We start from the raw sequence: 22,392 nt of genomic DNA, 5'->3' as shown, positions 1-22,392 counted from the left end.
TCAGTTGGGCTCCGGCCGTCCGGGTGCGGCCCCACCGGGTTCGGCGGAAGCGGCTGCGCGGACCTGCGGCGCGAGCTCGGCGATCTTGGCCAGCACGCCGTTCACGAAGGCCGGCGAGTCGTCGGTCGAAAGTTCTTTGGCGAGTTCGACCGCCTCGTCGACGACGACGATCGTGTCGACGTCGAGAGAGTTGAACAGCTCCCACGTCGCCAGTCGCATGATGGCGCGATCGACGGCCGGGAGACGTTCGAGGGTCCAGTCGCGCAGATACGACGAGATGACCGCGTCGACCTGACCCTGGTCCTCGGCGAGTCCCTGGATCACGGTCGCGGTGTAGTCGTGGATCGAGCCGACGCTCTCGTCCGAGCGGACGTATTCACGACGTTCGGCGACGAGCTGCGCGGGACTGACCTTCTTGGCCTCGGCCTCGAAGAGCAGGTCCACCGCGCGCCGCCGCGCCTTGTGTCGGGCTCCGGGTTGTTTCACAGGTCAGGAGTTGACGCGGCCGAGATAGCTGCCGTCGCGCGAATCGACCTTGAGCTTGTCACCGGTGTTGATGAACAGCGGAACCTGGATCTCGGCGCCGGTCTCGAGCGTGGCGGGCTTGGTGCCGCCGGTGGAACGGTCGCCCTGGAGTCCGGGATCGGTCTGGGCGACGATCAGCTCCACCGTGACCGGCAGTTCGACGAACAACGGGTTGCCCTCGTTCAGCGAGACCTGCACGGTCATGTTCTCCAGCAGGAAGCGGGCGCCGTCGCCGACGGTGGCCGGGGGCAGGGAGAACTGCTCGTAGTCCTGCGCGTCCATGAACACGTAGTCGGTGCCGTCGTTGTAGAGGAAGGTCATGTCGCGACGGTCGACCGTCGCGGTCTCGACCTTGACGCCCGCGTTGAAGGTCTTGTCGACAGTCTTGCCGCTCAGCACGTTCTTGATCTTGGTGCGCACGAACGCGGGACCCTTGCCCGGCTTGACGTGCTGGAACTCCATGATCTGCCAGAGCTGGTCGTCCATGCGCAGCACGAGGCCGTTCTTGAAGTCGGCGGTGGATGCCATGTGGTTTTCGTTCCCTTGCAGTCAGATGACGGTGAATGTCTTGTCGGTGGCGGTCAGCAGGTCGGGGTCGCCGTCGGTGACCACCAATGTGTCCTCGATCCGGACCCCACCCCATCCGGGTAGGTAGACACCGGGCTCCACGGTGACCGCAGCACCGCATGGCAGTGTACCCGCCGCGAGTTTGCCGATTCCCGGCGCTTCGTGGATCTCCAGTCCCACTCCGTGACCGAGACCGTGCACGTAGTTCTCGCCGTGGCCGGCGTCGGCGATCACGTCGCGGGCCGCGGCGTCGACCGCCCGCAGGTCGGCCCCGGGCGTGAGGGCCCGGCGGCCGGCGGCCTGCGCGGTGGCGACGAGTTCGTAGAGGTCCCGCTGCCACGACGCCGCGCGCCTCAGGACGAAGGTCCTGGTCATGTCGGAGTGATACCCGCCGACCACCGAGCCGAAGTCGATCTTGACCAGATCGCCGTCCGCCAGAGCCGTGTGGGTGGGCCGGTGATGCGGGATCGCCGAGTGCGCGCCGGCGGCCACGATGGTCTCGAACGCGATCCCGTCGGCCCCGAGGCGGTACATCTCCCACTCGAGCGCACGCGCGACCTGCCGCTCGGTCGTCCCGGCCCGCAGGACGCCGTCGGCGATGATCTGCGCCAGGGCCGCATCCCCGATCGCGCACGCCGCCCGGAGCAGCTCGATCTCCCCCGGTTCCTTGACCGCGCGCAGGTTCTGCACGACACCGGTCGTGCTGACGAGTTCGATCCCGGAGTCCCCGACAGCCGCGGACAGCGCTCGGTGCCCGGCCACGGTCTCGGTGTCGGCTTCGAAGCCGACGCGACCCGCCCCGGCGGCCCGGGCGTGGTCGACGAGGGCACGCGCCGCCGAGCGTTCGATGATCGGCTCGACGTCGGGCACCTGTTCGGCGACCTGGGTGAGATACCGGCCGTCGGTGGCGATCCGGTCGCCGGCCGGATCGTCGACGTCGATCAGCACGGCGGCGTTGGAGCCGGTGAACCCGGTCAGGTAGCGGACGTTGACGAGGTCGGAGACGACGAGGAACGAGACCGGGTCGTCCGCGGTACGCAGCTCGGCACGCAGCCGGGCGCGGCGGCCTGCGGTGTCATGGTTGATCGGCACCCTGGCCACGCTACGGCCGGCGCCCCAGCCGCGCGAACCCGCCCGACCCGCGAAACCCGGCCACTTCGACCAGGTGTGTCCGCTGTCACCACCCCCGTGCGTAAGATGACGCGCATGTCTTCGTGGTTGGTGCGCGGTCTGACGATGACCGCAGTTCACGTCCTCGCCCGCGTCTTGCTGGGATTCGCCGTGGTGCAGGCGCCGCTGAACTCGACGATCTGGCGCACCATCGCGATCGCGGTCGTCGTGCTCATCGCCCTGGTGTGGGGTGGTTACGACGGCATCCGCGACGCCCGCGCCAACCCGGATCCCGATGACTACGAGGATCTGACCGTGCGCTGGCTGCAGGCCGGTGTCCTCGCCGGCGTCGTCGCCGGGTTGATCTCCTGGATCCTCGGCACGGTCGTCCTGGCCGGCATCGGGCAGGCCAGCCTGTTCATCGAGCTGATCGCCGGGGCGTCGTTCACCGCACTGCTCGTCTTCGTCCCGGCCTTCGTCGGCGCGGCGATCGGCCGTTTCCTCGTCCGGCGCGACCAGAACAAGGGCGCAGCCGACGACGACTGGTCGGTGCACGAGGATCGGTCCCATCGCCACGACGGTGGGACCGAGGCCGACTCGGACGCGCCGACACAGCGCATTCGCTGAGGCTCAGGAAAGAGCCCGCGTGCGAGTGGCCGGATTCTCAGCTCCCTGAGGTACGAGCGAAGCGAGCCACCTCCTGCTCCCTGAGGAGCGCTCGGAGCTTGCGGAGGGCGCGTCACGAAGGGTCTTCGCAACTCGTCTCGCCAGGACCTCGCCTCAGAGCAATATCGACGTGCTCTTCTCCGCTGAGCCACCGGCCACTGCCGAGTAGGCAGCGGCGATCAAGCCGGGGTCGGGCCCTTCGAGCCGGCCCGGCTTGGCGAGTCCGTCGAGCACGACGAAACGCAGCACGCCGGAACGGTTCTTCTTGTCCCCCGCCATCCCCTGCAGGAGATCGGCGAACGCATCCGGGTCATAGGTCGTCGGCAGCCCCACGAGATCCAGGATCGCCTTGTGCCGATCCGCCGTGGCGTCGTCGAGGCGGCCGGCCAGGCGCGAGAGTTCGGCAGCGAACACGAGACCCACCGACACCGCCGCGCCGTGACGCCAGCGGTAACGCTCGCGGCGCTCGATCGCGTGGCCGAGAGTGTGCCCGTAGTTGAGGATCTCGCGCAGCGACGACTCCTTGAGGTCCGCGGACACCACGTCGGCCTTGACCTGCACCGAGCGCCGGATGAGATCGGGCAGTACCGGCGACGTCGGGTCGAGGGCGGCCTCGGGGTCGGCCTCGATGATGTCGAGGATCGTCGGATCGGCGATGAACCCGGTCTTGATGACCTCGGCGAGTCCGGCGACGATCTCGTTGCGCGGGACGGTCTCGAGCGTGCCGGTGTCGATCAGGACGGCGTCGGGTTCGTGGAACGAGCCGACGAGGTTCTTGCCCGCCTCGGTGTTGATGCCGGTCTTGCCGCCCACGGCGGCGTCGACCATCGCCAGCAGGGTCGTCGGGATGTGGATGACCCCGATGCCGCGCATCCAGGTCGCCGCGACGAACCCGGCGAGGTCGGTGGCGGCTCCCCCGCCGAGGCTGATGACCTTGTCGTTACGTTTGAGGCCGATCCGGCCGAACACCTCCCAGCAGAACGACGCGACAGAGAGGTCCTTGCCCGCCTCGGCGTCGGGGATCTCGACGCGATGGGCGTCGAACCCCTTGTCCGCCAGATACTCTCGGATCTGTTCGGCGGTCTTGGCCAGCGGCGGCTGATACAGGATCGCGATGCGGTCGGCGCCCTGCGCGGCCGCGGCCACCTCACCGAGGAGTCCCCGGCCGATGGTCACGTCGTACGGTGCGCCGGCGTTGACCCGGATGGCGATGGGTTCGTTCGCTGCCTGTTCGTTCACGGTGATACTCGGCTTCCTCACATCAGTTCACGGGCGAGTTGGACGACCACGGCGTCCGCCACCGCGTCGGGGTCGGGGTCGGCGTCGACGTCGAAGGTGCAGACCGCCTCGTAGACGGGTATCCGCTCGGCGAGCAGTTCGGCGTACCGAGCGGCGGGGTCGTCCGTCCCCAGGAGCGGGCGGTCGGTACCCGACACGCGGTCGTACCCGCGATCGGGCGACACCCGCAGGTATACGACGCGCTGGTCGGCCAGTGCCTCGCGGATCCCGGCGGTCGTCACCGCGCCGCCGCCGAGCGACACCACCCCGCCGTGATTGTCCAGGACATCGGTGACGACGTTCGCCTCGATCGTCCGGAATCCCTCGAGACCGTCGGATTCGAAGATCTCCGGGATGCTGCGGCCGGTGCGCCGGACGAGTTCGATGTCGGTGTCGATGAAGTCGACGCCGAGCCGGTCGGCGAGCATGCGACCGACGGTGGACTTCCCGGCTCCCATGAAACCGATCAGTACGGCCGCCGGACGGCGACCGGTCGTCGGACGCGTCGGGGTCGGGGGTGCCGGGGGCTGGGTCATGCCCGGGGCGGACGCGCGTCGACGGCAGCCCGGTAGGCGGCGAGGTTCGCGCCGGTCTCGGTCACCGAGTCGCCGCCGAACTTCTCGAGAGCGGCCTGGGCCACGACGAGCGCGACCATCGCCTCGGCGACGACGCCCGCCGCGGGCACGGCACAGACGTCGGAACGCTGATGGATGGCGCTGGCCGTCTCCCCGGTCGACATGTCGATCGTGGACAGCGCTCGCGGCACCGTCGAGATCGGCTTCATCGCGATGCGGACGCGCAGGTCCTCGCCGTTGGTCATGCCGCCCTCGAGTCCGCCCGCGCGGTTGGTCGATCGCAGGACACCGTCGGCACCGGGCACCATCTCGTCGTGGGCCTCACTGCCACGCCGGCGGGCGGTGGTGAAGCCGTCGCCGACCTCGACGCCCTTGATCGCCTGGATGCCCATCAGGGCGGCCGCCAGCTTGGCGTCCAGGCGGGTGTCGCCGCTGACGTGCGAGCCGAGGCCGACGGGCACCCCCGTGGCGACGATCTCGACCACGCCGCCGAGGGTGTCGCCGTCCTTCTTCGCCGCCTCGATCTCGGCGATCATGGACGTCTCGGCATCGGCGTCGAACGCCCGGACCGGACTGGCGTCGATGGCCTCGAGGTCGGAGATGCGCGGCGGCGGGCCGACGTAGGGATCGCTCGCGCCGATGGAGATGACATGGGAGATGACGTCGACGCCCAGTACCTGGCGGAGGAAGTTGCGAGCGACCGTGCCCGCGGCGACACGCGCCGCGGTCTCCCGGGCGCTCGCGCGCTCCAGCACCGGACGGGCGTCGTCGAAGCCGTACTTGAGCATTCCCGAGTAGTCCGCGTGCCCGGGGCGGGGACGCGTCAGCGGTGCGTTACGGGCACTCCCCTCGAGTTCGGCCGCGTCCACGGGATCGGCCGCCATCACCGTCTCCCACTTGGGCCACTCGGTGTTGCCGATCTCGATCGCGACCGGGCCGCCCATGGTCTGGCCGTGACGAACCCCGCCGAGCACGGTGACCTGGTCGGCCTCGAACTTCATCCGCGCACCGCGGCCGTAGCCGAGCCGGCGGCGTGCCAGTTGCCCGGCGATGTCGGACGAGGTGACCTCGACACCGGCCACCATGCCCTCGACGATGGCGACCAGGGCGGGACCGTGGGATTCTCCGGCAGTTATCCAGCGCAACACAGTGATCGATTGTTCCATGCTGCCGAGCCCGGACCGACGGCGGCGCCGCCGAACCACGCGTAGCACGCGTCACAACAGACCGGCGACCACGATCGTGGCGGCGACGAGCGCGGGTCCGTGCGGATGAGCCCCGCGGCCGGCGGGGTCCCGGCGACCCACGCGATGCCCGACCACCGTGCCCACCGCGATGACCGAGGCGAGCGCCACCACGAGCAGGGCGGCGTCCCACCGTACGGCGAGCGCACCGCACGCGATGGCGAGCTTGACGTCCCCACCGCCGCACCATCGCATCCCGAAGGCGAGCGCGTACGGGGCCGCGGCGACGAGCGCGGCCACCGCCGCGCCGGGGTGGACTGCGCACGCGCCCACCGCACCGCAGATACCGGGCCAGACGAGCACGTTCGGGATCCGGCGGGTGTCGGCGTCGGTCACCGCGATGACCGACAGCCAGATCAGGATCACGCACTCGGCCATCGGTCGAGCATGTCGGGGTGATCGACCGGCACCGTTCGCCCGTCCACAACCGGCACGTCCTGTGGACGGAGTCGGAGCTCCCCCGGGATCAGTCGGCGGTGAGTGCCGCGACCATCACGTCGCGGGGTGCGGGCAGCCCGGTGAACTGCTCGACCTGCCGGAATGCCTGGTTGACGAGCATGACCAGACCGCCGACCACGGTTCCACCGGCCGCGTCGACCGCGGACGCGAGCGGAGTCGGCCAGGGGTCGTAGATCACGTCCACGACCTTGCGTGCCCGCGCCACGGCGGGCGTCAGGACCACGGCCGCGTCGGCCGGCACCGTCGACACGACGACCGCGGACTCGCGACACCTTCGGGCCAGCGCCTCGGCGGGTTCGAAGGGCACGACGTCTCCGTTCATCCCCAACCGCTCACACAGTTCGAGGACGGCCGCGGCCCGGCCGGCGTCGCGGGCGACCACCGTGACGTCGGTGATGCCCGTCTCGGCGAGCGCCATGATGGTCGGAAGTGCCGTGCCACCCGCTCCGACGACCACGGCGACCGGTGAGGTCCCGGCGGCGAGGTCCGCGTCGACCGCGAGGTCGGTGAGCGCTCCCGACACGCCGTCGATGTCGGTGCAGTCCGCGCGCCAACCGGTCGCCACGCGCACCAGGGTGTTCGCCGACCCGACCAGTTCGGCGCGTTCGGTGCGTTCGGCGGCGAACTCGAGGGCAGCGCGTTTGTTGGGCATGGTGACCGAGAACCCGATGAAGTCGACGTCGGCTCCCGAGACGATCTCGGGCAGACGGTCGGCGGTGCACTCGATCCGGTCGTACCGCCAGTCGACGAGCCCGAGTGCCCGGTAGGCGGCCAGATGGACACGCGGCGAGCGCGAGTGCGTGATCGGCGACCCCAGAACCGCGGCCCGACGGCGGTCACCGTGCGGTGAGCGGATGCCGGCGGGCACGGTGTTCATGGCGGGTCCGCTGCTGCTCACTGGCTGCAGCCGGTGGCCACCAGCTTGTTGCGGCAGGCGACCTGGCGGTTGCGGATGTGATCTTCGAAGGTGTTCGCGAACAACGTGGTCCCGGCGGTGTCGACGGTGACGAAGTACAGCCATCCGCCCGGTGCCGGGTCGAGCATCGCCTCCAGGGCGGGCACCCCGACCGCCGCGATGGGCGTGGGCGGCAACCCCTTGTACCGGTAGGTGTTCCACTCGTTGTCGTTCTTGTACGCCTCGCCGTGGACATCGATGTTCGTGATGTCCGCGGTGTAGTTCTGCGTCGAGTCCATCTGCAGCAGCTGGTCGCGGTCGAGGCGGTTACGGATGACCCGCGCCACCTTCGGCGCATCCTCGACATGCCGGACCTCGCGCTCGACGATCGACGCCGCGATCAGGGTGTCGTACGGCTCGAGTCCGGAGTTGTTGCGGTCGAGCAGTCCCCATTGTTCGAACATCGTCGCGCTGCTGGAGATCATCTCCCGCAGGATCTGCGTGGCGGTGTGATCGGGTTCGATGCGCTCCCAGGTGGTCGGCGCGATGAGCCCCTCGATCCGGCGGTGATCGCCCGTCATCTCGGCGACGTTCTGTTCGGCCCACTCGGGCACACCGAGCTCGGCCGGGGTGGTCTCGGCGGCGGCCTTCTCGAGGTCGGCGACCGTCACCCCCTCCTGCTGCCCGTTGAACGAGAACGACGTGGCGTTCTCGATGAGCTGGAAGATGCCCGGGGTGACCTTGCCGTCGATACCGGTCTTCGAATCGAGCTGCAGCCCCGGCGGGATCACCACCCGCCCGACGCGGTGCACGGCGCCGTCGGCGGTCAGCATCTCCACGGCCGTGGTGGCCGGAATCTGGGTGCGCATCTTGTAGAGGCCGCCGGACATCGGCTGTCCACCGGCGGCGTCGACGAACGCCCGCACGCTGCCCACCACGTCGGCGTCGACGAGGATGCGGCCGAAGTCGGCGAGCGTGGAGTTGTCCGGGATGTCGACGACGACATCGCCGGAACCGGCGGCGTTGGTGTAGTCCTTGCGCGACTCGAGCAGGCCGGTGGCGCGCACACCGTAGTAGCCGACCCCGGTGATCAGCGCGAGCATGAAGACGATCGCGACGGCGAGGACCGCACGACGCTTGCCCCGGCTGCGCTTGCGGCGCTGCGTACGGCGCTGTTGCTGGTCGGGTTCGGTGTCGTCGGCGCCGGGCCACCAGTCGTCGTGCTCGTCGTGCTCGTCGATCCGCCGGTCTCGTCGGGCGACGCGATCGTCGTCGCGGATCGGGCGCGCAATGCCCGGCGTCTCGTAACGCCCGGTCTCGTAGCGCCCGGTCTCGTGGCCACCGGTGTCGTACAGCTCGGCGTCGTGGCGTTCTGCCGCGTAACCCGCCGACTCGTAGTCGGCAGCGGTGAACTCCTCCGCGGCGTGATCGTCCGGGAAAGGACGAGATTCGTCGGGGCGAGGACCCCGGGCCGCAGGCGCCGGAGCGGCCGGACGGGCCATGGTGAAGTCGGTGTCGACGTCGTCTTCGACCGGACCCCCGGCAGCCGTTGATGGACCGGGCTGCGGCTGACCAGGCTGCGGCGGAGCGGGCCGCGGTGGTGCCACCGGCGGCGGCGGGGTGGGCGGCTGCCCCGGCGGGATGCGGACCGGCGTCGCGCGGGGGCCGGGCGTGCCGGACACCGGCCGCGCCTGTTCGGCGGGCGGGACATTCGGCGGGGCCGGGCGCCGGGGAGCCGGTTCGGCATTCTCGCCACCGGCACGCCGGCGGCGGTGCCGCGTGTGGGGCGACCCGTCGGCCGACTGCGTGAAATACCGCAGACGCTCGGGATCCATGCCCTCGGCACGGCGTCCCTGGCCGTCTCGGTGCCGGGTGCGACGCCGATCATCGGTCACCGGAGGCTCCCCTGACTCACCGTCGCGCATCCAACCACCCCTGCAGAATAGCGACCGCCGCGGCCTGGTCGATGACCGCGCGCGAGGACTTCACCGTCCGCCCGCTGGCGTGCAGTGCCTGCTGTGCGGTCACCGTCGTGAAACGTTCGTCGTGCCAGTGCACGGCCACCGGGTCGATCCGGGTCGCGAGACGGTCCCCGAAATCCTGCGCGGTCTCGGCCGCCGCCCCCGCAGTGTTCTTGAGCGTCTTCGGCAGCCCCACGACCACGCCGACGGCCTCGTACTCCGCGACCAGCGCCGCGATCCGGTCGAGATCGTCTGTGCGCGACGGGGTTCGGCGCACCGTTTCCACCGGTGTGGCGAGGATGCCGTCCGGGTCGCACACGGCGACGCCGATGCGGACGCTCCCGACGTCGATCCCGAGGAGTCGCCCGCGGGTCCGTTGGTGACCGGCGGTCCGGGGTTGCGGATCCGGCATCAGGCGACGAACTCGCGGATTCGCGTCAGTGCCGCGTCGATCCCCGCGGGATCGGTGCCCGCGCCCTGGGCCAGGTCCGGCTTGCCACCGCCACGACCGCCGACCAGCGGTGCGACCTCCTTGACGAGGTCACCGGCCTTGATCCCGGCGTCGCGGGCGGCCGCCGTGGTGGCGATCACGAACGGCACCTTGGCATCTGGTCCGTCACCGCTCGGCGAGAACAGCGCGATCACCGCCTGGCGGTCGGCGACCCGGCCGCGGAGGTCGGTCACCACCGAGCGCAACCCGTTGGCGTCGAGGCCCGGCACCCGTCCCTCGACGACGAGGGTGGCACCGACGGTCGTCGCCGTGTCGAGGAGACCGGACACCGCGGCCCGGGCCGCCTCGGCACGTACCCGCTCGAGTTCCTTCTCCGCGTCACGCAGCTTGGTGACGAGCTGCTCGACGCGGCCGGGCACCTCTTCCGACGGCACCTTGAGCGACGACGCCAGGCCGGCCAGCAGCGCACGCTCCTTCGACAGGAACCGGAACGAGTCCATGCCGACGTAGGCCTCGACGCGCCGGACACCCGACCCGACCGAGGACTCCCCGATCAGCGTGATGGGTCCGATCTGCGATGACGACGCCACGTGCGTGCCTCCGCACAGCTCCATGGAGAACGGCCCGCCGATCTCCACCACGCGGACGACGTCACCGTAGTTCTCGCCGAAGAGCGCCATCGCGCCCATCGCCTTGGCCTCGGACAGACCCGTCTCGAACGTGTTGACCTGATAGTTCGCCTCGACCGCGGCGTTGCTGATCTCCTCGATCTCGCGTCGTTGGGCCTCGGTCACCGGGCCGCTGGCGTTGAAGTCGAAGCGCAGGTAACCGGGCCGGTTCAGCGAACCGGCCTGCGTCGCGCCGGGGCCGAGGACCTCGCGCAGCGCGGCGTGGACCATGTGGGTGCCGGAGTGGCCCTGCGTGGCGCCGTGACGCCACGCGGTGTCGACCGCTGCGAGGACCTCGTCGCCCTCCTCGATCTCCCCCTCGTCGATGCGGACCTTGTGCAGCCACACCGACTTGCCGACCTTCTGCACGTCGGTGACCGACATGCGCACTCCCGACCCGGTCGTGATGGTGCCGACGTCGGCCATCTGGCCACCGGATTCGGCGTAGAGCGGGGTGCGGTCGAGGACGACCGTCAGTTCCTGGCCGGCCGACGCCGCCGGCAGCCGTGCGCCGTCGGCGACGAGGCCGAGCACCCGCGCCTCCGACACCAGCTCGTCGAAGCCGGTGAACTCGGTCGGCCCGCGATCGAGGAAGTCCCGGTAGACGCTCAGGTCGGCGTGCCCGGTCTTGCGGGCGGTCGCGTCGGCCTTGGCGCGTTGCTTCTGCTCGGCCATCAGGGCGGTGAAGCCCTCCTGATCCACCGAGAGACCGGCCTCGGCGGCCATCTCCAGGGTGAGGTCGATCGGGAAGCCGTAGGTGTCGTGCAGCGTGAAGGCGTCGGAACCGGTGATGGTCGTACGCGACGCACTCTTGGTGGCGGTCGCCGCGTCGGCGAACAGCTTCGACCCCGCGGCCAGGGTCTTGGAGAAGGAGGTCTCCTCGCCCACGGCCACGTCGACGATGTGCCGGCGCTGCGTCTCCAGCTCGGGGTACGACGGTGACATCAGGTCGATGACCTTGCCGATGATCGTGCCCATGGTCGGCTGGTTGTCGGCGGTACCGATCCGATCCGGCCCGCTCGCTTCGCTCCCGGCGCCGAGCAGCCGCATCGACCGGACGACCCGACGCAGCAGGCGGCGCAGGACGTAACCGCGGCCGTCATTGCCGGGCAGCACGCCGTCGCCGATCAGCATCGCCGAGGTCCGCGCGTGGTCGGCGACGACGCGGAACCGGACGTCGTCGGCATGCGAACCGGCGGCGTATGCACGTCCGGACAGTTCCGCGGCGAGGTCGATGATCGGCTTGCACAGGTCGGTCTCGTACACGTTGTCGACGCCCTGCAGGATGCAGGCCACGCGCTCGACGCCCATGCCGGTGTCGATGTTCTGCTTGGGCAGCGGGCCCAGGATCTCGTAGTTGTCCTTGCCGCCCCCCGGACCGCGGACGTTCTGCATGAAGACGAGATTCCAGATCTCGATGTAGCGGTCCTCGTCGGCCTCCGGCCCACCCTCGACGCCGTACTCGGGTCCGCGGTCGTAGAAGATCTCCGAGCACGGCCCGCAGGGGCCCGGGACGCCCATCGACCAGTAGTTGTCCTTCATGCCCCGTCGCTGGATGCGCTCGGCCGGCACGCCGATCTCGTCGCGCCAGATGGCCTCGGCCTCGTCGTCGTCGAGATAGACCGTCGGCCACAGCTTCTGCGGGTCGATACCGAAACCGCCGTCGTCGACGCTGTTGGTCAGCAGCGTCCAGGCGAAGGTGATGGCCTCGCGCTTGAAGTAGTCGCCGAACGAGAAGTTGCCCGCCATCTGGAAGAAGGTGTTGTGGCGGGTGGTGATGCCGACCTCGTCGATGTCGAGGGTGCGGACGCACTTCTGCACGCTGGTCGCCCGCGAGTACGGCGGCGTCTGCTCACCCAGGAAGAACGGCTTGAACGGGACCATGCCGGCATTGACGAACAACAGATTGGGGTCGTCGAGGAGCAGCGAAGCGCTCGGCACCTCGGTGTGCCCGGCCTTGATGAAGTGGTCCAGAAAGCGCTTCCGGATGTCATGCGTCTGCACTGTGGGTTTCGTCCTAGCCGTTGGTGGTCCCAGCCGTTCGGGTAGCGGCCGTTGTTGTCGCGACATCCCAGCCTACCGTCGGCGAGTCGCCGGGGGCGCAGGGACTCTGCACTGGGAAAACGCCCAGCACGGACGGTCAGCGCGACCGGCGCCGCGACACCGCGCCACGCACGATCGATCGCAACTTCGCGACCCGCGGCCCGATTTCGCGTTCCAGCCCATGGTCGGTGGGCTCATAGTAGTCCCGACCGACCAGGTCGTCGGGCGGATACTGTTGTGGCACAACCCCGTCGGGATCATCGTGCGGATAGCGGTATGCGACACCGCTACCGAGCTTCTTGGCCCCCGGATAGTGACTGTCACGCAGATGAGCCGGAACCGCGCCGGCCTTGCCCGACCCGACATCGGCGAGGGCCGCGCCGATCGCCGACACCACGCCCGCCGACTTCGGTGCCGTCGCGAGGTGGATGGTGGCCTGTGTGAGCGCGAGTTTGGCCTCCGGCATCCCGACGAGGTTCACGACCTGAGCGGCCGCGACCGCGGTCTGCAGGGCCGTCGGGTCGGCCATGCCGATGTCCTCGCTGGCGTGGATCATGAGGCGCCGCGCGATGAACCGCGGGTCCTCCCCCGCCGCGATCATGCGGGCGAGATAGTGGACGGCGGCGTCGACGTCGGAACCCCGGATGGATTTGATGAACGCACTCGTCACGTCGTAGTGCTGGTCGCCGTCCCGGTCGTACCGGACGGCGGCGCGGTCGATCGCGGTCTCCACGTCGGCGAGGTCGATCCGGTCGGTGGCGTCGGCGCTGGCCTCCAGCGCCGTCAGCGCCCGGCGCGCGTCCCCACCGGACACCGCGACGAGGTGGTCGTAGGCGGCGTCGGTCACCTCGACCCTGCCGTCGAGCCCACGCGGGTCGGCGACCGCACGGGTCAGCACCTCCCGGATGTCGGCATCGGTCAGCGACCGCAGCTGCAGGACCAGCGACCGCGACAGCAGCGGCGCGACCACCGAGAACGACGGGTTCTCGGTCGTGGCCGCGACGAGCAGCACGATCCGGTTCTCCACGGCGTCGAGCAACGCGTCCTGCTGGGTCTTCGAGAACCGATGGACCTCGTCGATGAACAGGACCGTCTGCTGACCGCCGTTCTTGCCGTCACCGATGAGCCGGCGCCGGGCCACGTCGATGACCGCGCGCACCTCCTTGACCCCCGCCGACAGCGCGGACAGGGCCTCGAAGCGGCCGCCGGTGGCGCGCGCGATCAGCGAGGCCATGGTGGTCTTGCCGGTTCCGGGCGGCCCGTAGAGCAGCACCGACGCCGCGCCCGAGCCACTGATCAGCCTGCGCAGCGGCGAACCGGTACCAAGCAGGTGCTGCTGTCCGACGATCTCGTCGAGGGCCTGCGGCCGCATGCGGACCGCCAGGGGTGCGGTCGGAGCCGGCGGCGCGGTGAGACCACCGGCGCTGCCATGCCCGTCGGAGCCGGCCCGAGGATGGTCGGGTGGGTCGAACAGTCCGTCCACGAGCGTGTCAGGCCAGCCAGATGCGTTGCAGCGCGACGCCCATCGCGGTCGCGAACACCGCGATCTCCTCGTCGCCCGCGCGTCCCGCGGCGGCGGCGAGGTCGGTCCAGCGGCTGACGATCACGCGGGGGTCGTTCGTGTGCAGCGCCCAGTCATGCGTGAAGCCGGCGGCAGTGACGTCGGCCGGCTCGAAGTCGGGCGCTTCGACGTCCGCGTCCGGGCCGGTGGGAGCCAGCGGGTCGCTCGGCAGCATCCACACCGTCGACAGCCACACCCACAGCTGACGGGCGAGCAGCACCTTGCGCTGCATCTCCCGCTCATGGGCGAGCGCCGGCCAGATCGAGTGCACCTCCGAGCGCCAGGCGTCGACCATCGAGACCTCGAGGTCGGTGGCCCGGGCAGTGGTCCGGGGCGGAAGCTGCGCGGTGATGGTCACGAGCGCGTAGGCGATGTCGAGGGTGGCGTCGCGGAAGCCGCCCCACTCGTAGTCCATGAACTGCACGCCGTCGTCGTTGAGCAGGATGTTCTCGGGCCCGACATCCGACGGACTGAATGCGCGGTGATCGCCCTCGTCGAACAGCGTCGCCGCGGTACGCAACGACTCCACCACCTGCTCGGGGACCTCGACGTCGAGCGCGGCCGCGTGCCCCACCACCGAGTCGATCGACCGCAACGCCTCGTCGCGCAGGATGTCGCGTCCCTGCATCCCCGACGGTCCGCGCCGCAGCAGCGCGAGGAAGTCGCCCTCGCCACCGACCGTCGCCGCGTGCATCCGGCCGAGTGCCTGGCCCCAGGCACTGACAGCACGTGAGGTCTCGACCGGGTCGACGCCGGCCAGGTACTCGAGCATCGTCCGGCCGTGGCCGAGGTCGGAGAGCACCATGATGCGGAGATCGGTGTCGGAGGCGATCAGCTGCGGCCCCGGGCGCGATTCGTTCGGGAGTGCGGTCGCGTACTTGTACGACGCGATCTCCCGGTGGAAGGCCTGTGGGTCCTCGTGTTCGGGAAGGGCCTTGATCACCAGTGAGCGGTCCAGGCTGAGGGGGTTCTGGGCGACGCGGACCCGCACGACCGTGGTGCGTCCGCTGCCGCCGAGGTCCTCGGGATCGTCGAGAACCACTGCTGATCCGGCGCGGTGTGACAGCAGCGCCTCTGCCGCCCGCACCACGCTGGTGATGCGGCTTTCCGTAATGACCGTCATGTCGCCAACCAACCTACCCGTTGCAACGTTGTCGCAACAGCGCGTTCGTCCATCTGTACCACGTCGTTACCGGTATAGCCCGAAAACGTGCGACGAAAACACTGTGGCACAGCGACTTACCGAGCAAGCGAGTCCGATGTGCCCGGTTCAGCCCGCGGTGAGGTCATCTGTCGGCCGGACGTCGACCGACACGTCGATCCGGCTCTTCGTGGAATCGGTGTAGATGACCCCTCGGAGAGGCGGCACGTCGTCGTAATCCCGCCCCCACGCCAGTGTGACGTGGCGTTCGTCGACCAGCTTGTCGTTGGTCGGATCGAACGACAGCCAGCGGCCGTCGGGCATCCAGACGGCCGCCCAGGCGTGACTGGCGTCGGCACCGAAGACCTTTTCCTTGCCGGGCGGCGGCTCGGTCGCGAGATATCCCGACTCGTACCGCGCGGCGAGACCCTGTGACCGCAGACAGGCGATCGCGATCCGGGCGAAGTCCTGGCAGACGCCCTCGCGACGCTGCAGGACGGTGTCGACCCGGGTGGAGATGGCCGTCGACCCGGACCGGTAGGTGAAGTCGGTGAAGATCCGCGACGTCAGATCGATGACCGCCTCCGCCAGCGGCCGACCGGGGGTGAAGATGCCGGCGGCGTAGTCGCGCACCGCGGGGGTGATCTCCGGCGGGTCGAGATCGAGGACGAACTCGGCGGCCAGGGCGCTGTCCCGCCCGTCGACCACACACGGTCGCGCCTGTTCCCACGGACCCCGGGCCGCCGGACTCAGGAGGACGCCGGGGTCCACGGGATCCACCTCGACGACCGACCGCGCGGTCACGGTCAGCTCGCGGTGCGCAGTCCGGACGTGGAAATAGCTGTCGTGGTTGCCGTAGACGTCGAGCCCCGTCGACCGGTCGTCGGGTTCGGGTTCGATCTCGACCGACGTCGAGTGCACGCGCTGGCCGGGGAGGTCGCGCGGGGTCAGATGGCAGCGCCCGTACGAGGACGACACGTCGTCGTCGTAGGTGTAGCTGGTCCGGTGCAGCACACGGTAGACGCGCGTGGTCACGATTCCCCACCGGCCCAGATCGGTCGCGCCTGGCGCGGGGTGGCGAAGCGTGTGCGGGTGAGCAGGTCGGAGAGTTCACGCGCCCCGGTGCGCAGGGTCGTCATCAGTTCGACGAGTTCCGGGCGCCTCCGGTCGGCGTCGACCCGCACGAGGTCGGCGGGGTCGCCGCGGCGCAACTCGGCGATCATGTCCTGCACGGCCCGTTCGGCGCCCGCCGACCGCAGGGTCTCCGGAACGGACGACAGGTCGGCGTTCATCTTGTCGAGGCAGAAGATCATCGATCGCGGATTGGTCGGGTCGAACAGCAGCAGCTCGGCGACACTGGCCGCCTGATACAGCCCGCGGTTGCGGCGACGGTAGATCACCGACGATTCGTTGGCCACCAGGTAAGACTCCAGCAGCGCCTGCTCGACGTCGGTGTCCTGCGCGTCGGCGAACATCGCGAGCGTGAGGTCGGCGAGGGTGACGGCCCGTTCGATGCGTCGGCCGACGTCCATGAACATCCAGGCGGGGTCGTGCACCATCGACTCGGCCTGCAGCCCGGTCAGCGCCAGGACACCGTGCAGGATCTCGTCGTGCGCGCGGGCCAGATCGGGTCCGAGGTCCAGCGCGGCGGCGCCCGCCCCGGCGTCCGCGCGCGACCGGAGGACCAGCCGGGTCGTGCTCGCCATGATCCGTTCGACCGGCGCGAGCACCATCCAGGTGCTCGTGGACATCTGGTCCCGGACCGCCCGGACCGTGCTGATCAGCCGGTCGACCGAGTAGGCGATGGTCCCGGACACCGATCGCGACACGGTCAGGTCGGCGATCTTCTCGATCGCCTCGTTGACCTGATCGGGTGACGGCGGCCGGTCCGAACCCGGCAACAGCAGGTCGGCGGTGTCAAGGTAGCGCGCGGTGCCCGTCACCGTGGCGACCGCGTGCAACAGCAGCGGTACCGCCGGCGTGCCCGACATCCACGGCCGGTACTGGAAGTCCTGATAACGCTCGCGGGACACCTTGGCCAGGCGGGTCACGAGCTCGGTCCGCTCCCCGTAGCGGCCCAGCCAGAACAGGTCCGCCAGGACGCGCGGACTGGCCGCGGCCGCGACGTCGGAGTACTCCCGGGTCACCGGGCGACCCGCCGACGTGCCCGCGACGACCTCCCCGGCCGGCTCACCGCGGGTCTCCGACCGCCGCGACACGTGCCCGCCCACCTCGGTGCTGGTGACCCACACGTCCTTGGCGGCCACCACGTGGTGGGCGGCGCCGGCGACCCCGTCGGCGAGAACGGCCCCCAGGCCGCCCGGCATGACCGCGTACCCGGGACCCTGCGCCACGCTGAACGCGCGCACCGACACCGGCGCCGCCCGCAGCGTCGCGATCGGTCCACCGGAACCGCTGCCGGGGATGATCGTCGGGGCCACCGAGAACGCCTCGAGCTCGCGGGCCACCCACTGCCAGGTCTGGGCCTCGATCCGGGCGGCGAGGTCGGCGCGATCGGTCGCGGCGAGCAACGGGCCGATGAACTCCTCCCCCGTACTCGTGTTCGTCAGGACCAGGGCGGCCAGACGATCACGGATCAGGCTGCGCTGCAACGGATCTCCGGCCCAGTACGTGGTGACCGAGCCCAGCCGCAGGTCCTCGTCGAGCAGGACGGGCGCGAGACGTTCCAGCACGGTGTGCAGCGCCGGGTTCTCCAGCACCCCCGAGCCGAGGGTGTTGAGGACCGTCACCGTGCCGCGCGAGATCGCCTCGACCAGCCCGGCGACGCCGAGCTGGGAGTCCGTCCGCAGGTCCAGCGGATCGGAGTAGGCGGCGTCGACCCGTCGCAGCAGCACGTCCACCCGCTTGTAGCGACCCAGCGAGCGCATGTAGACCGCGCCGTCCCGAACGGTGAGGTCGGCGCCCTCGACGAGGGGGAAGCCGAGCACCGACGCGAGATAGGCCTGGTCGAAGGCGGTCTCGGACATGCTGCCGGGGCTGAGGACCGCCACCGTCGGGTCGTCGACCCCGGGCGGCGCGTACTCGGTGAGTGCCAGCCGCATCGTGCCGGCGAAGGTGGTCATCGGCCGCGGTGCGCACGCCTGGAACAGCTGCGGGAAGGTCTTCGACATCAGCCGCCGCCCGACGATCGCGTATCCGATCCCCGACGGCGCCTGGGTGCGGTCCCGGTAGGCAACGAACCGGCCGTCAGCAGTACGCGAGATGTCGACCGCGTGCAGGAACAGCGCGTGCGGCCCGGCGACCTCCAGTCGGGCGGCCTTGCGGATGTAACCGGGATGGCCGAAGACCATCTCGGGCGCGACCAGACCGGCCGCGATCGTCTTCTGATCGCGGTAGAGGTCACGCAGGAGCAGGTCGAGCAGCATCGACCGCTGCGTGATGGCCTTCTCGAGTTCGGCCCATTCGACGCCGTCGATCACCAGCGGCACCGCGTCGACATCCCAGTCGCGGGTCACGGTGTGCTGCCCGTCGAACTCGTTGTAGACCACGCCGTCGTCGCTGACCGCTGCGGCCAGCCGGGCCGCGGAGTCGCGGAGGCGGTCCGGACCGCGCAGCTGGTAGATGCGGGCCAGGTCGGCCCACGCCGGACGGATCGCGCCGTCGGCTTCCAGGAGCTCGTCGTAGGAGTCGGCCGGCCGGTCCGCGGATGCGGCCAGACGGGTCAGACGGTCGGGATCGAAGAGAGTGTGGCCCTCGGCGCGGTAGCGGTCGAACACCGCGGAAGCGTTGCCCGGCGAAGAGGTCACCGAAGAACTGTACGTGCCCGCCGGAGGTCGAGGATCCCGGGCACCCCGAAGTCGGTGGCCTGCCGGGACTGTCGTTCGCGCAACAGCCCGACGTCGACGGTGCCGGTCGTGTGACCGGCCGCCTCGAACCGCCCGTTGCGCCGGGACTCGGCCTCGACCGCGTTCACCGGCGGCCGATCGTAGGCACGTCCTCCGGGATGCACGACGTGGTAGGTGGCACCGCCCACCGATCGGCCGTTGACCGTGTCGATCAGGTCGAAGGTGAGCGGGGTGTCGATGGTGATCGTCGGGTGCAGCGAGCTCGGCGGCTGCCAGGCCCGGAACCGGATGCCGGCGACGCGTTCACCGGTGCGACCGGTGGCACGCAGTGGGATCGGGAAACCGTTGCAGTCAACAGGTAACGATCGTCCTCACCACCCAGGACGCGCACCTGCGCGCGCTCGACAGAGGAGTCGACGTACCGGGCCGTTCCCGTTCCGGTTGCCTCCTCCCCCAACGTGTTCCACGGCTCGATGGCACCGCGCAGCTCGATCTCCTGGTCCCGGATCTGGACGGTCCCCAGACGCGGGAAGCGGAACTCGGTGAACGGGTCCAGCCAGGCGGTCTCGAACGGATAGCCGGCCTCGCGGAGCTCCTCGGCGACCAGCGCGATGTCGGCGATGACGTAGTGCGGCAACAGATGTTTGCCGTGTAGGTCGCCGCCGTGGCGGATCAACCGGGCCCGGTAGGGCTTCTCCCAGAACCACGACACCAGGCTCCGCACCAGCAGCGACTGCACCATCGCCATCCGGTGGTGGGGCGGCATCTCGAACGCCCGCAGCTCCAGCAGGCCCAGCCGGCCGCGCACCGAGTCGGGACTGTAGAGCTTGTCGATGCAGAACTCGGCCCGGTGCGTGTTGCCGGTGATGTCGGTGAGCAGATGCCGCAGCGCCCGGTCGGTGACCCAGGGGTTCGGGGGCGCGCCGTCGAACCGTCCGCCGACGGCGTCCTTGACCGCGAGCCGATCGATCTCGGCGAAGGCGATCTCCAGCTCGTACAGCGCGGATTCCCGGCCCTCGTCGACGCGCGGCGCCTGCGAGGTGGTGCCGATGAACCGGCCGGAGAACAGGTACGACAGCGCGGGATGACGTTGCCAGTAGGTCAGCATCGACACCAGCAGGTCGGGGCGGCGCAGCATCGGCGAATCGGCGGGCGTGACGCCGCCGAGGGTGATGTGGTTGCCGCCGCCCGTGCCACCGTGGCTCCCGTCGAGGTCGAAGCTCTCGGTGCCCAGCCGCACCTGTCGGGCATGGTCGTAGAGCGATTCGAGCAGCTCGGACTGCTCGGCGAAACTCCCGGTCGGCTGGATGTTGACCTCGACAACCCCCGGGTCCGGGGTCACCGACAACGAGACGAGTCGCGGATCGGCGGGCGGTCCGTACCCCTCGACGACGACCGGCGTCGACACCGTGGCGGCGGCGTCCTCGACGAGTTCGACGATCGCGAGATACTCCTCCAGGGTCGAGGTCGGCGGCATGAACACGTGGACCACGCCGCCGCGGACCTCGGCGACGAGGGCGGTCCGGGGCAGGAACTGCGCGGGGTCCACCTCGCGGACGGTGTGCCCCAGCGCCGCCGACGGGTCGGTCGGCAGGTCGTCGTGGCGTGCGGACGGATCGGCTTCGAACAGCGTCGGGGCCGGACCCCACGACAGCGAGTTGAGCGGCAGCCGCAAGCCGGCCGGCGAGGTGCCGGGGGTCAGCACGATCCGTCCCCGCCGGGTCGTCCACACCGCGCTCTGCCACGCGGTCCGGTCCTCCGAGCGGCTCAGCGGCAACACGTGCGCACTCGGCTGGGTGACGGCGGCGTCGAGCCGCTCGATCAGGGCTCGTCTGCGTCGGACGGAATCCGTTGTCGGAGCGAGGCTCTCGTCGTCGTCGCCGTCCGCCGAATCGGCGTCGACGGCGATCTCGGCCTGCGCGAACGACCGTGCGGCGGGCAGGGTGGGGTCGGTTCCGGGGTCACCGGGCGGCATCGCGGCGAGTTCCCGCATCCGGACCAGCGGGTCCTCGTAGGCCGGCACGACCTGGGCGATCGGAAGTCCCAGTCGCGTCGCGAAGGCGGTGAGCAGTTCCCGTGCCGGGCCGGGGTCGCCGAGGTCGTCGGGGTTCGGGCCGTGGGTCTCGCGGTCGATCGCCGCGGCACAGTCGTCCGGCGTCGCCCACGGGTCGGCGAGCAACTCCGCATTCCGCCAGATCGGCAGACCGTCGGCGCGCCACATCAGTTCGAGATGCCACCGCGGCAGCGGTTCACCGGGATACCACTTGCCCTGGCTGCGCCGCATCAGGCCGCCCGGCGCGTACGCCGTCATGAGGCGGTCGGCCAGCCGCCCGGCCAGCAACCGTTTGTGCGGACCGTCCGCGAAGGTGCGCCACTCCGGGTCCGTCTGGTTGTCGATGGACACGAACGTCGGCTCGCCGCCCATCGTCAGGCGTACGTCGTTGCGTTCCATCCGTTCGTCGACCAGCGCGCCGAGGTCGGTGACCCGGCCCCACTGCTCCGCGGTGTAGGGCAGCGTGACGCGTGGGTCCTCGTGGAACCGCGTGACCGTGTTGGTGAAATCCAGAGTGGCGTGGCACGGGCCGGTCGAACCGGTGATCGGTGCGGCGCCGACCGGATGCGGGGTGGCCGCCAAGGGGATGTGCCCCTCGCCGGCGAACAGACCCGACGTCGGATCCAGTCCGACCCAACCGGCCCCGGGGAGGTACACCTCGGTCCACGCGTGCAGGTCGGTGAAATCGGCGTCGGGACCCGACGGACCGTCGAGCGACTTCACGTCCGAGGTCAGCTGGACGAGGTATCCGGACACGAAGCGTGCCGCGAACCCGAGTTCGCGGAGGAGGGCGACCAGCAACCAGGCCGAGTCCCGGCAGGAACCGATGGCACTGGAGAGCGTGTACTCCGGCGACTGCACGCCGGCCTCGAGGCGGACGGTGTAGCCGACGGCGTCGCGCACCGCGGCGTTGAGGCGCACCAGGAAGTCGATGACCCGCGTGCGGCCGGCCGGCCGGTGCTTTGCCGCGAACCTCGCGATCTCCGGATGCACCGGCGCACCGGCGAATTCACCGTCGGTGACCCCGGCCGGCCGGAGGAAGATCTCGAGGTCGCGCCGCAGCTCGGCCGGATAGTCGAAGCCGTAGAACTCGGCCCACTCCTCGATGAAGAAGTCGAACGGATTGATCGCGGTGAGGTCCGCGACCAGACTCACGGTGATCCCGAGGGTGGTCGAGGGTTCCGGGAACACCAGGCGCGCCAGATAGTTGCTGAACGCGTCCTGCTGCCAGTTCAGGAAGTGCTCACCGGGGTCGACGGTGAGCGAGTACGCCTCGATCGGTGTGCGCGAGTGCGGCGCCGGACGCAGGCGGACGACGTGGGGGTAGATCTTGGTCGCCCGGTCGAACGAGTACACCGTCCGATGCTCGAGGGCAACCTTGATCGTCAC

The 22,392-nt window shown here is 70.2% G+C and carries 16 protein-coding genes and 1 pseudogene; 1 reads left to right on the top strand and 16 read right to left on the bottom strand.

Annotated features, from left to right (window positions below; translation table 11 throughout):
• Genes nusB through LEL84_RS02170 form a run of 3 tightly spaced genes read right to left on the bottom strand, consistent with a single transcriptional unit; the run spans nt 1 to nt 2,184 of the window.
• Complete coding sequence (gene nusB, locus LEL84_RS02180; protein ID WP_137808795.1) at nt 1-486, bottom strand: transcription antitermination factor NusB; 486 nt, start codon at nt 484-486, stop codon at nt 1-3.
• 3 nt (nt 487-489) lie between these two features.
• Complete coding sequence (efp, locus tag LEL84_RS02175) at nt 490-1,053, bottom strand: elongation factor P (protein ID WP_058250342.1); 564 nt, start codon at nt 1,051-1,053, stop codon at nt 490-492.
• Between the two features lie 21 nt (nt 1,054-1,074).
• Complete coding sequence (locus LEL84_RS02170) at nt 1,075-2,184, bottom strand: aminopeptidase P family protein (RefSeq protein WP_137808794.1); 1,110 nt, start codon at nt 2,182-2,184, stop codon at nt 1,075-1,077.
• Nucleotides 2,185-2,298: 114 nt separating this feature from the next.
• Between LEL84_RS02170 and LEL84_RS02165 the strand changes: the two genes are divergently transcribed.
• Entirely contained in the window at nt 2,299-2,829 is a 531-nt protein-coding gene (locus tag LEL84_RS02165; protein WP_226513222.1) for a B-4DMT family transporter, read from the top strand.
• Nucleotides 2,830-2,982: 153 nt separating this feature from the next.
• On the opposite strand, the gene aroB is transcribed toward LEL84_RS02165, so the two are convergent.
• The 13 genes and pseudogenes from aroB to LEL84_RS02100 all read right to left on the bottom strand — a co-directional run bounded on the left by aroB (nt 2,983) and on the right by LEL84_RS02100 (nt 22,392).
• On the bottom strand, nt 2,983-4,107 hold the full coding sequence (aroB, locus tag LEL84_RS02160) for a 3-dehydroquinate synthase (protein WP_068972555.1): 1,125 nt from the start codon (nt 4,105-4,107) through the stop codon (nt 2,983-2,985).
• 17 nt (nt 4,108-4,124) lie between these two features.
• Nucleotides 4,125-4,682, bottom strand: coding sequence for a shikimate kinase (locus LEL84_RS02155; RefSeq protein ID WP_065632128.1), 558 nt, complete (start codon nt 4,680-4,682; stop codon nt 4,125-4,127).
• Nucleotides 4,679-5,887 carry a chorismate synthase gene (gene aroC, locus LEL84_RS02150; protein WP_065632127.1) on the bottom strand — a complete coding sequence of 403 codons (1,209 nt, stop codon included), beginning with the start codon at nt 5,885-5,887 and terminating at the stop codon, nt 4,679-4,681. Before aroC ends, LEL84_RS02155 begins: the two co-directional genes overlap by 4 nt.
• A gap of 51 nt (nt 5,888-5,938) precedes the next feature.
• Nucleotides 5,939-6,343: an A24 family peptidase gene (locus LEL84_RS02145; protein ID WP_065632126.1), complete on the bottom strand. Its 405-nt coding sequence runs from the start codon at nt 6,341-6,343 to the stop codon at nt 5,939-5,941.
• An 88-nt stretch (nt 6,344-6,431) separates the two neighbouring features.
• On the bottom strand, nt 6,432-7,301 hold the full coding sequence (locus LEL84_RS02140; protein WP_226513221.1) for a shikimate dehydrogenase: 870 nt from the start codon (nt 7,299-7,301) through the stop codon (nt 6,432-6,434).
• Nucleotides 7,302-7,318: 17 nt separating this feature from the next.
• Nucleotides 7,319-9,244: an endolytic transglycosylase MltG gene (gene mltG, locus LEL84_RS02135; RefSeq protein ID WP_226513220.1), complete on the bottom strand. Its 1,926-nt coding sequence runs from the start codon at nt 9,242-9,244 to the stop codon at nt 7,319-7,321.
• Nucleotides 9,231-9,692 carry a Holliday junction resolvase RuvX gene (gene ruvX / locus LEL84_RS02130; protein WP_226513219.1) on the bottom strand — a complete coding sequence of 154 codons (462 nt, stop codon included), beginning with the start codon at nt 9,690-9,692 and terminating at the stop codon, nt 9,231-9,233. Before ruvX ends, mltG begins: the two co-directional genes overlap by 14 nt.
• Nucleotides 9,692-12,403, bottom strand: a complete 2,712-nt coding sequence (gene alaS, locus LEL84_RS02125; protein WP_226513218.1) for an alanine--tRNA ligase — start codon at nt 12,401-12,403, stop codon at nt 9,692-9,694. Before alaS ends, ruvX begins: the two co-directional genes overlap by 1 nt.
• Nucleotides 12,404-12,539: 136 nt before the next feature.
• The gene (locus LEL84_RS02120; RefSeq protein WP_226513217.1) at nt 12,540-13,925 is read right to left on the bottom strand and encodes a replication-associated recombination protein A; all 1,386 of its coding nucleotides are present in this window, start codon (nt 13,923-13,925) and stop codon (nt 12,540-12,542) included.
• A 7-nt stretch (nt 13,926-13,932) separates the two neighbouring features.
• Entirely contained in the window at nt 13,933-15,126 is a 1,194-nt protein-coding gene (locus LEL84_RS02115) for a hypothetical protein (RefSeq protein ID WP_068971407.1), read from the bottom strand.
• Nucleotides 15,127-15,273: 147 nt separating this feature from the next.
• On the bottom strand, nt 15,274-16,179 hold the full coding sequence (locus LEL84_RS02110; protein WP_226513216.1) for a transglutaminase family protein: 906 nt from the start codon (nt 16,177-16,179) through the stop codon (nt 15,274-15,276).
• Entirely contained in the window at nt 16,176-18,911 is a 2,736-nt protein-coding gene (locus LEL84_RS02105) for a circularly permuted type 2 ATP-grasp protein (RefSeq protein WP_226513215.1), read from the bottom strand. Before LEL84_RS02105 ends, LEL84_RS02110 begins: the two co-directional genes overlap by 4 nt.
• Nucleotides 18,908-22,392: pseudogene (locus tag LEL84_RS02100) on the bottom strand (DUF2126 domain-containing protein). The gene LEL84_RS02105 and the pseudogene LEL84_RS02100 overlap by 4 nt, the downstream one beginning before the upstream one ends.

The sequence above is a fragment of the Gordonia sp. WA4-43 genome, from assembly GCF_020520305.1.
In the GTDB taxonomy this organism is placed as follows: Bacteria; Actinomycetota; Actinomycetes; order Mycobacteriales; family Mycobacteriaceae; genus Gordonia; species Gordonia hongkongensis.
This window is presented reverse-complemented; position numbering and strand designations above follow the sequence as displayed.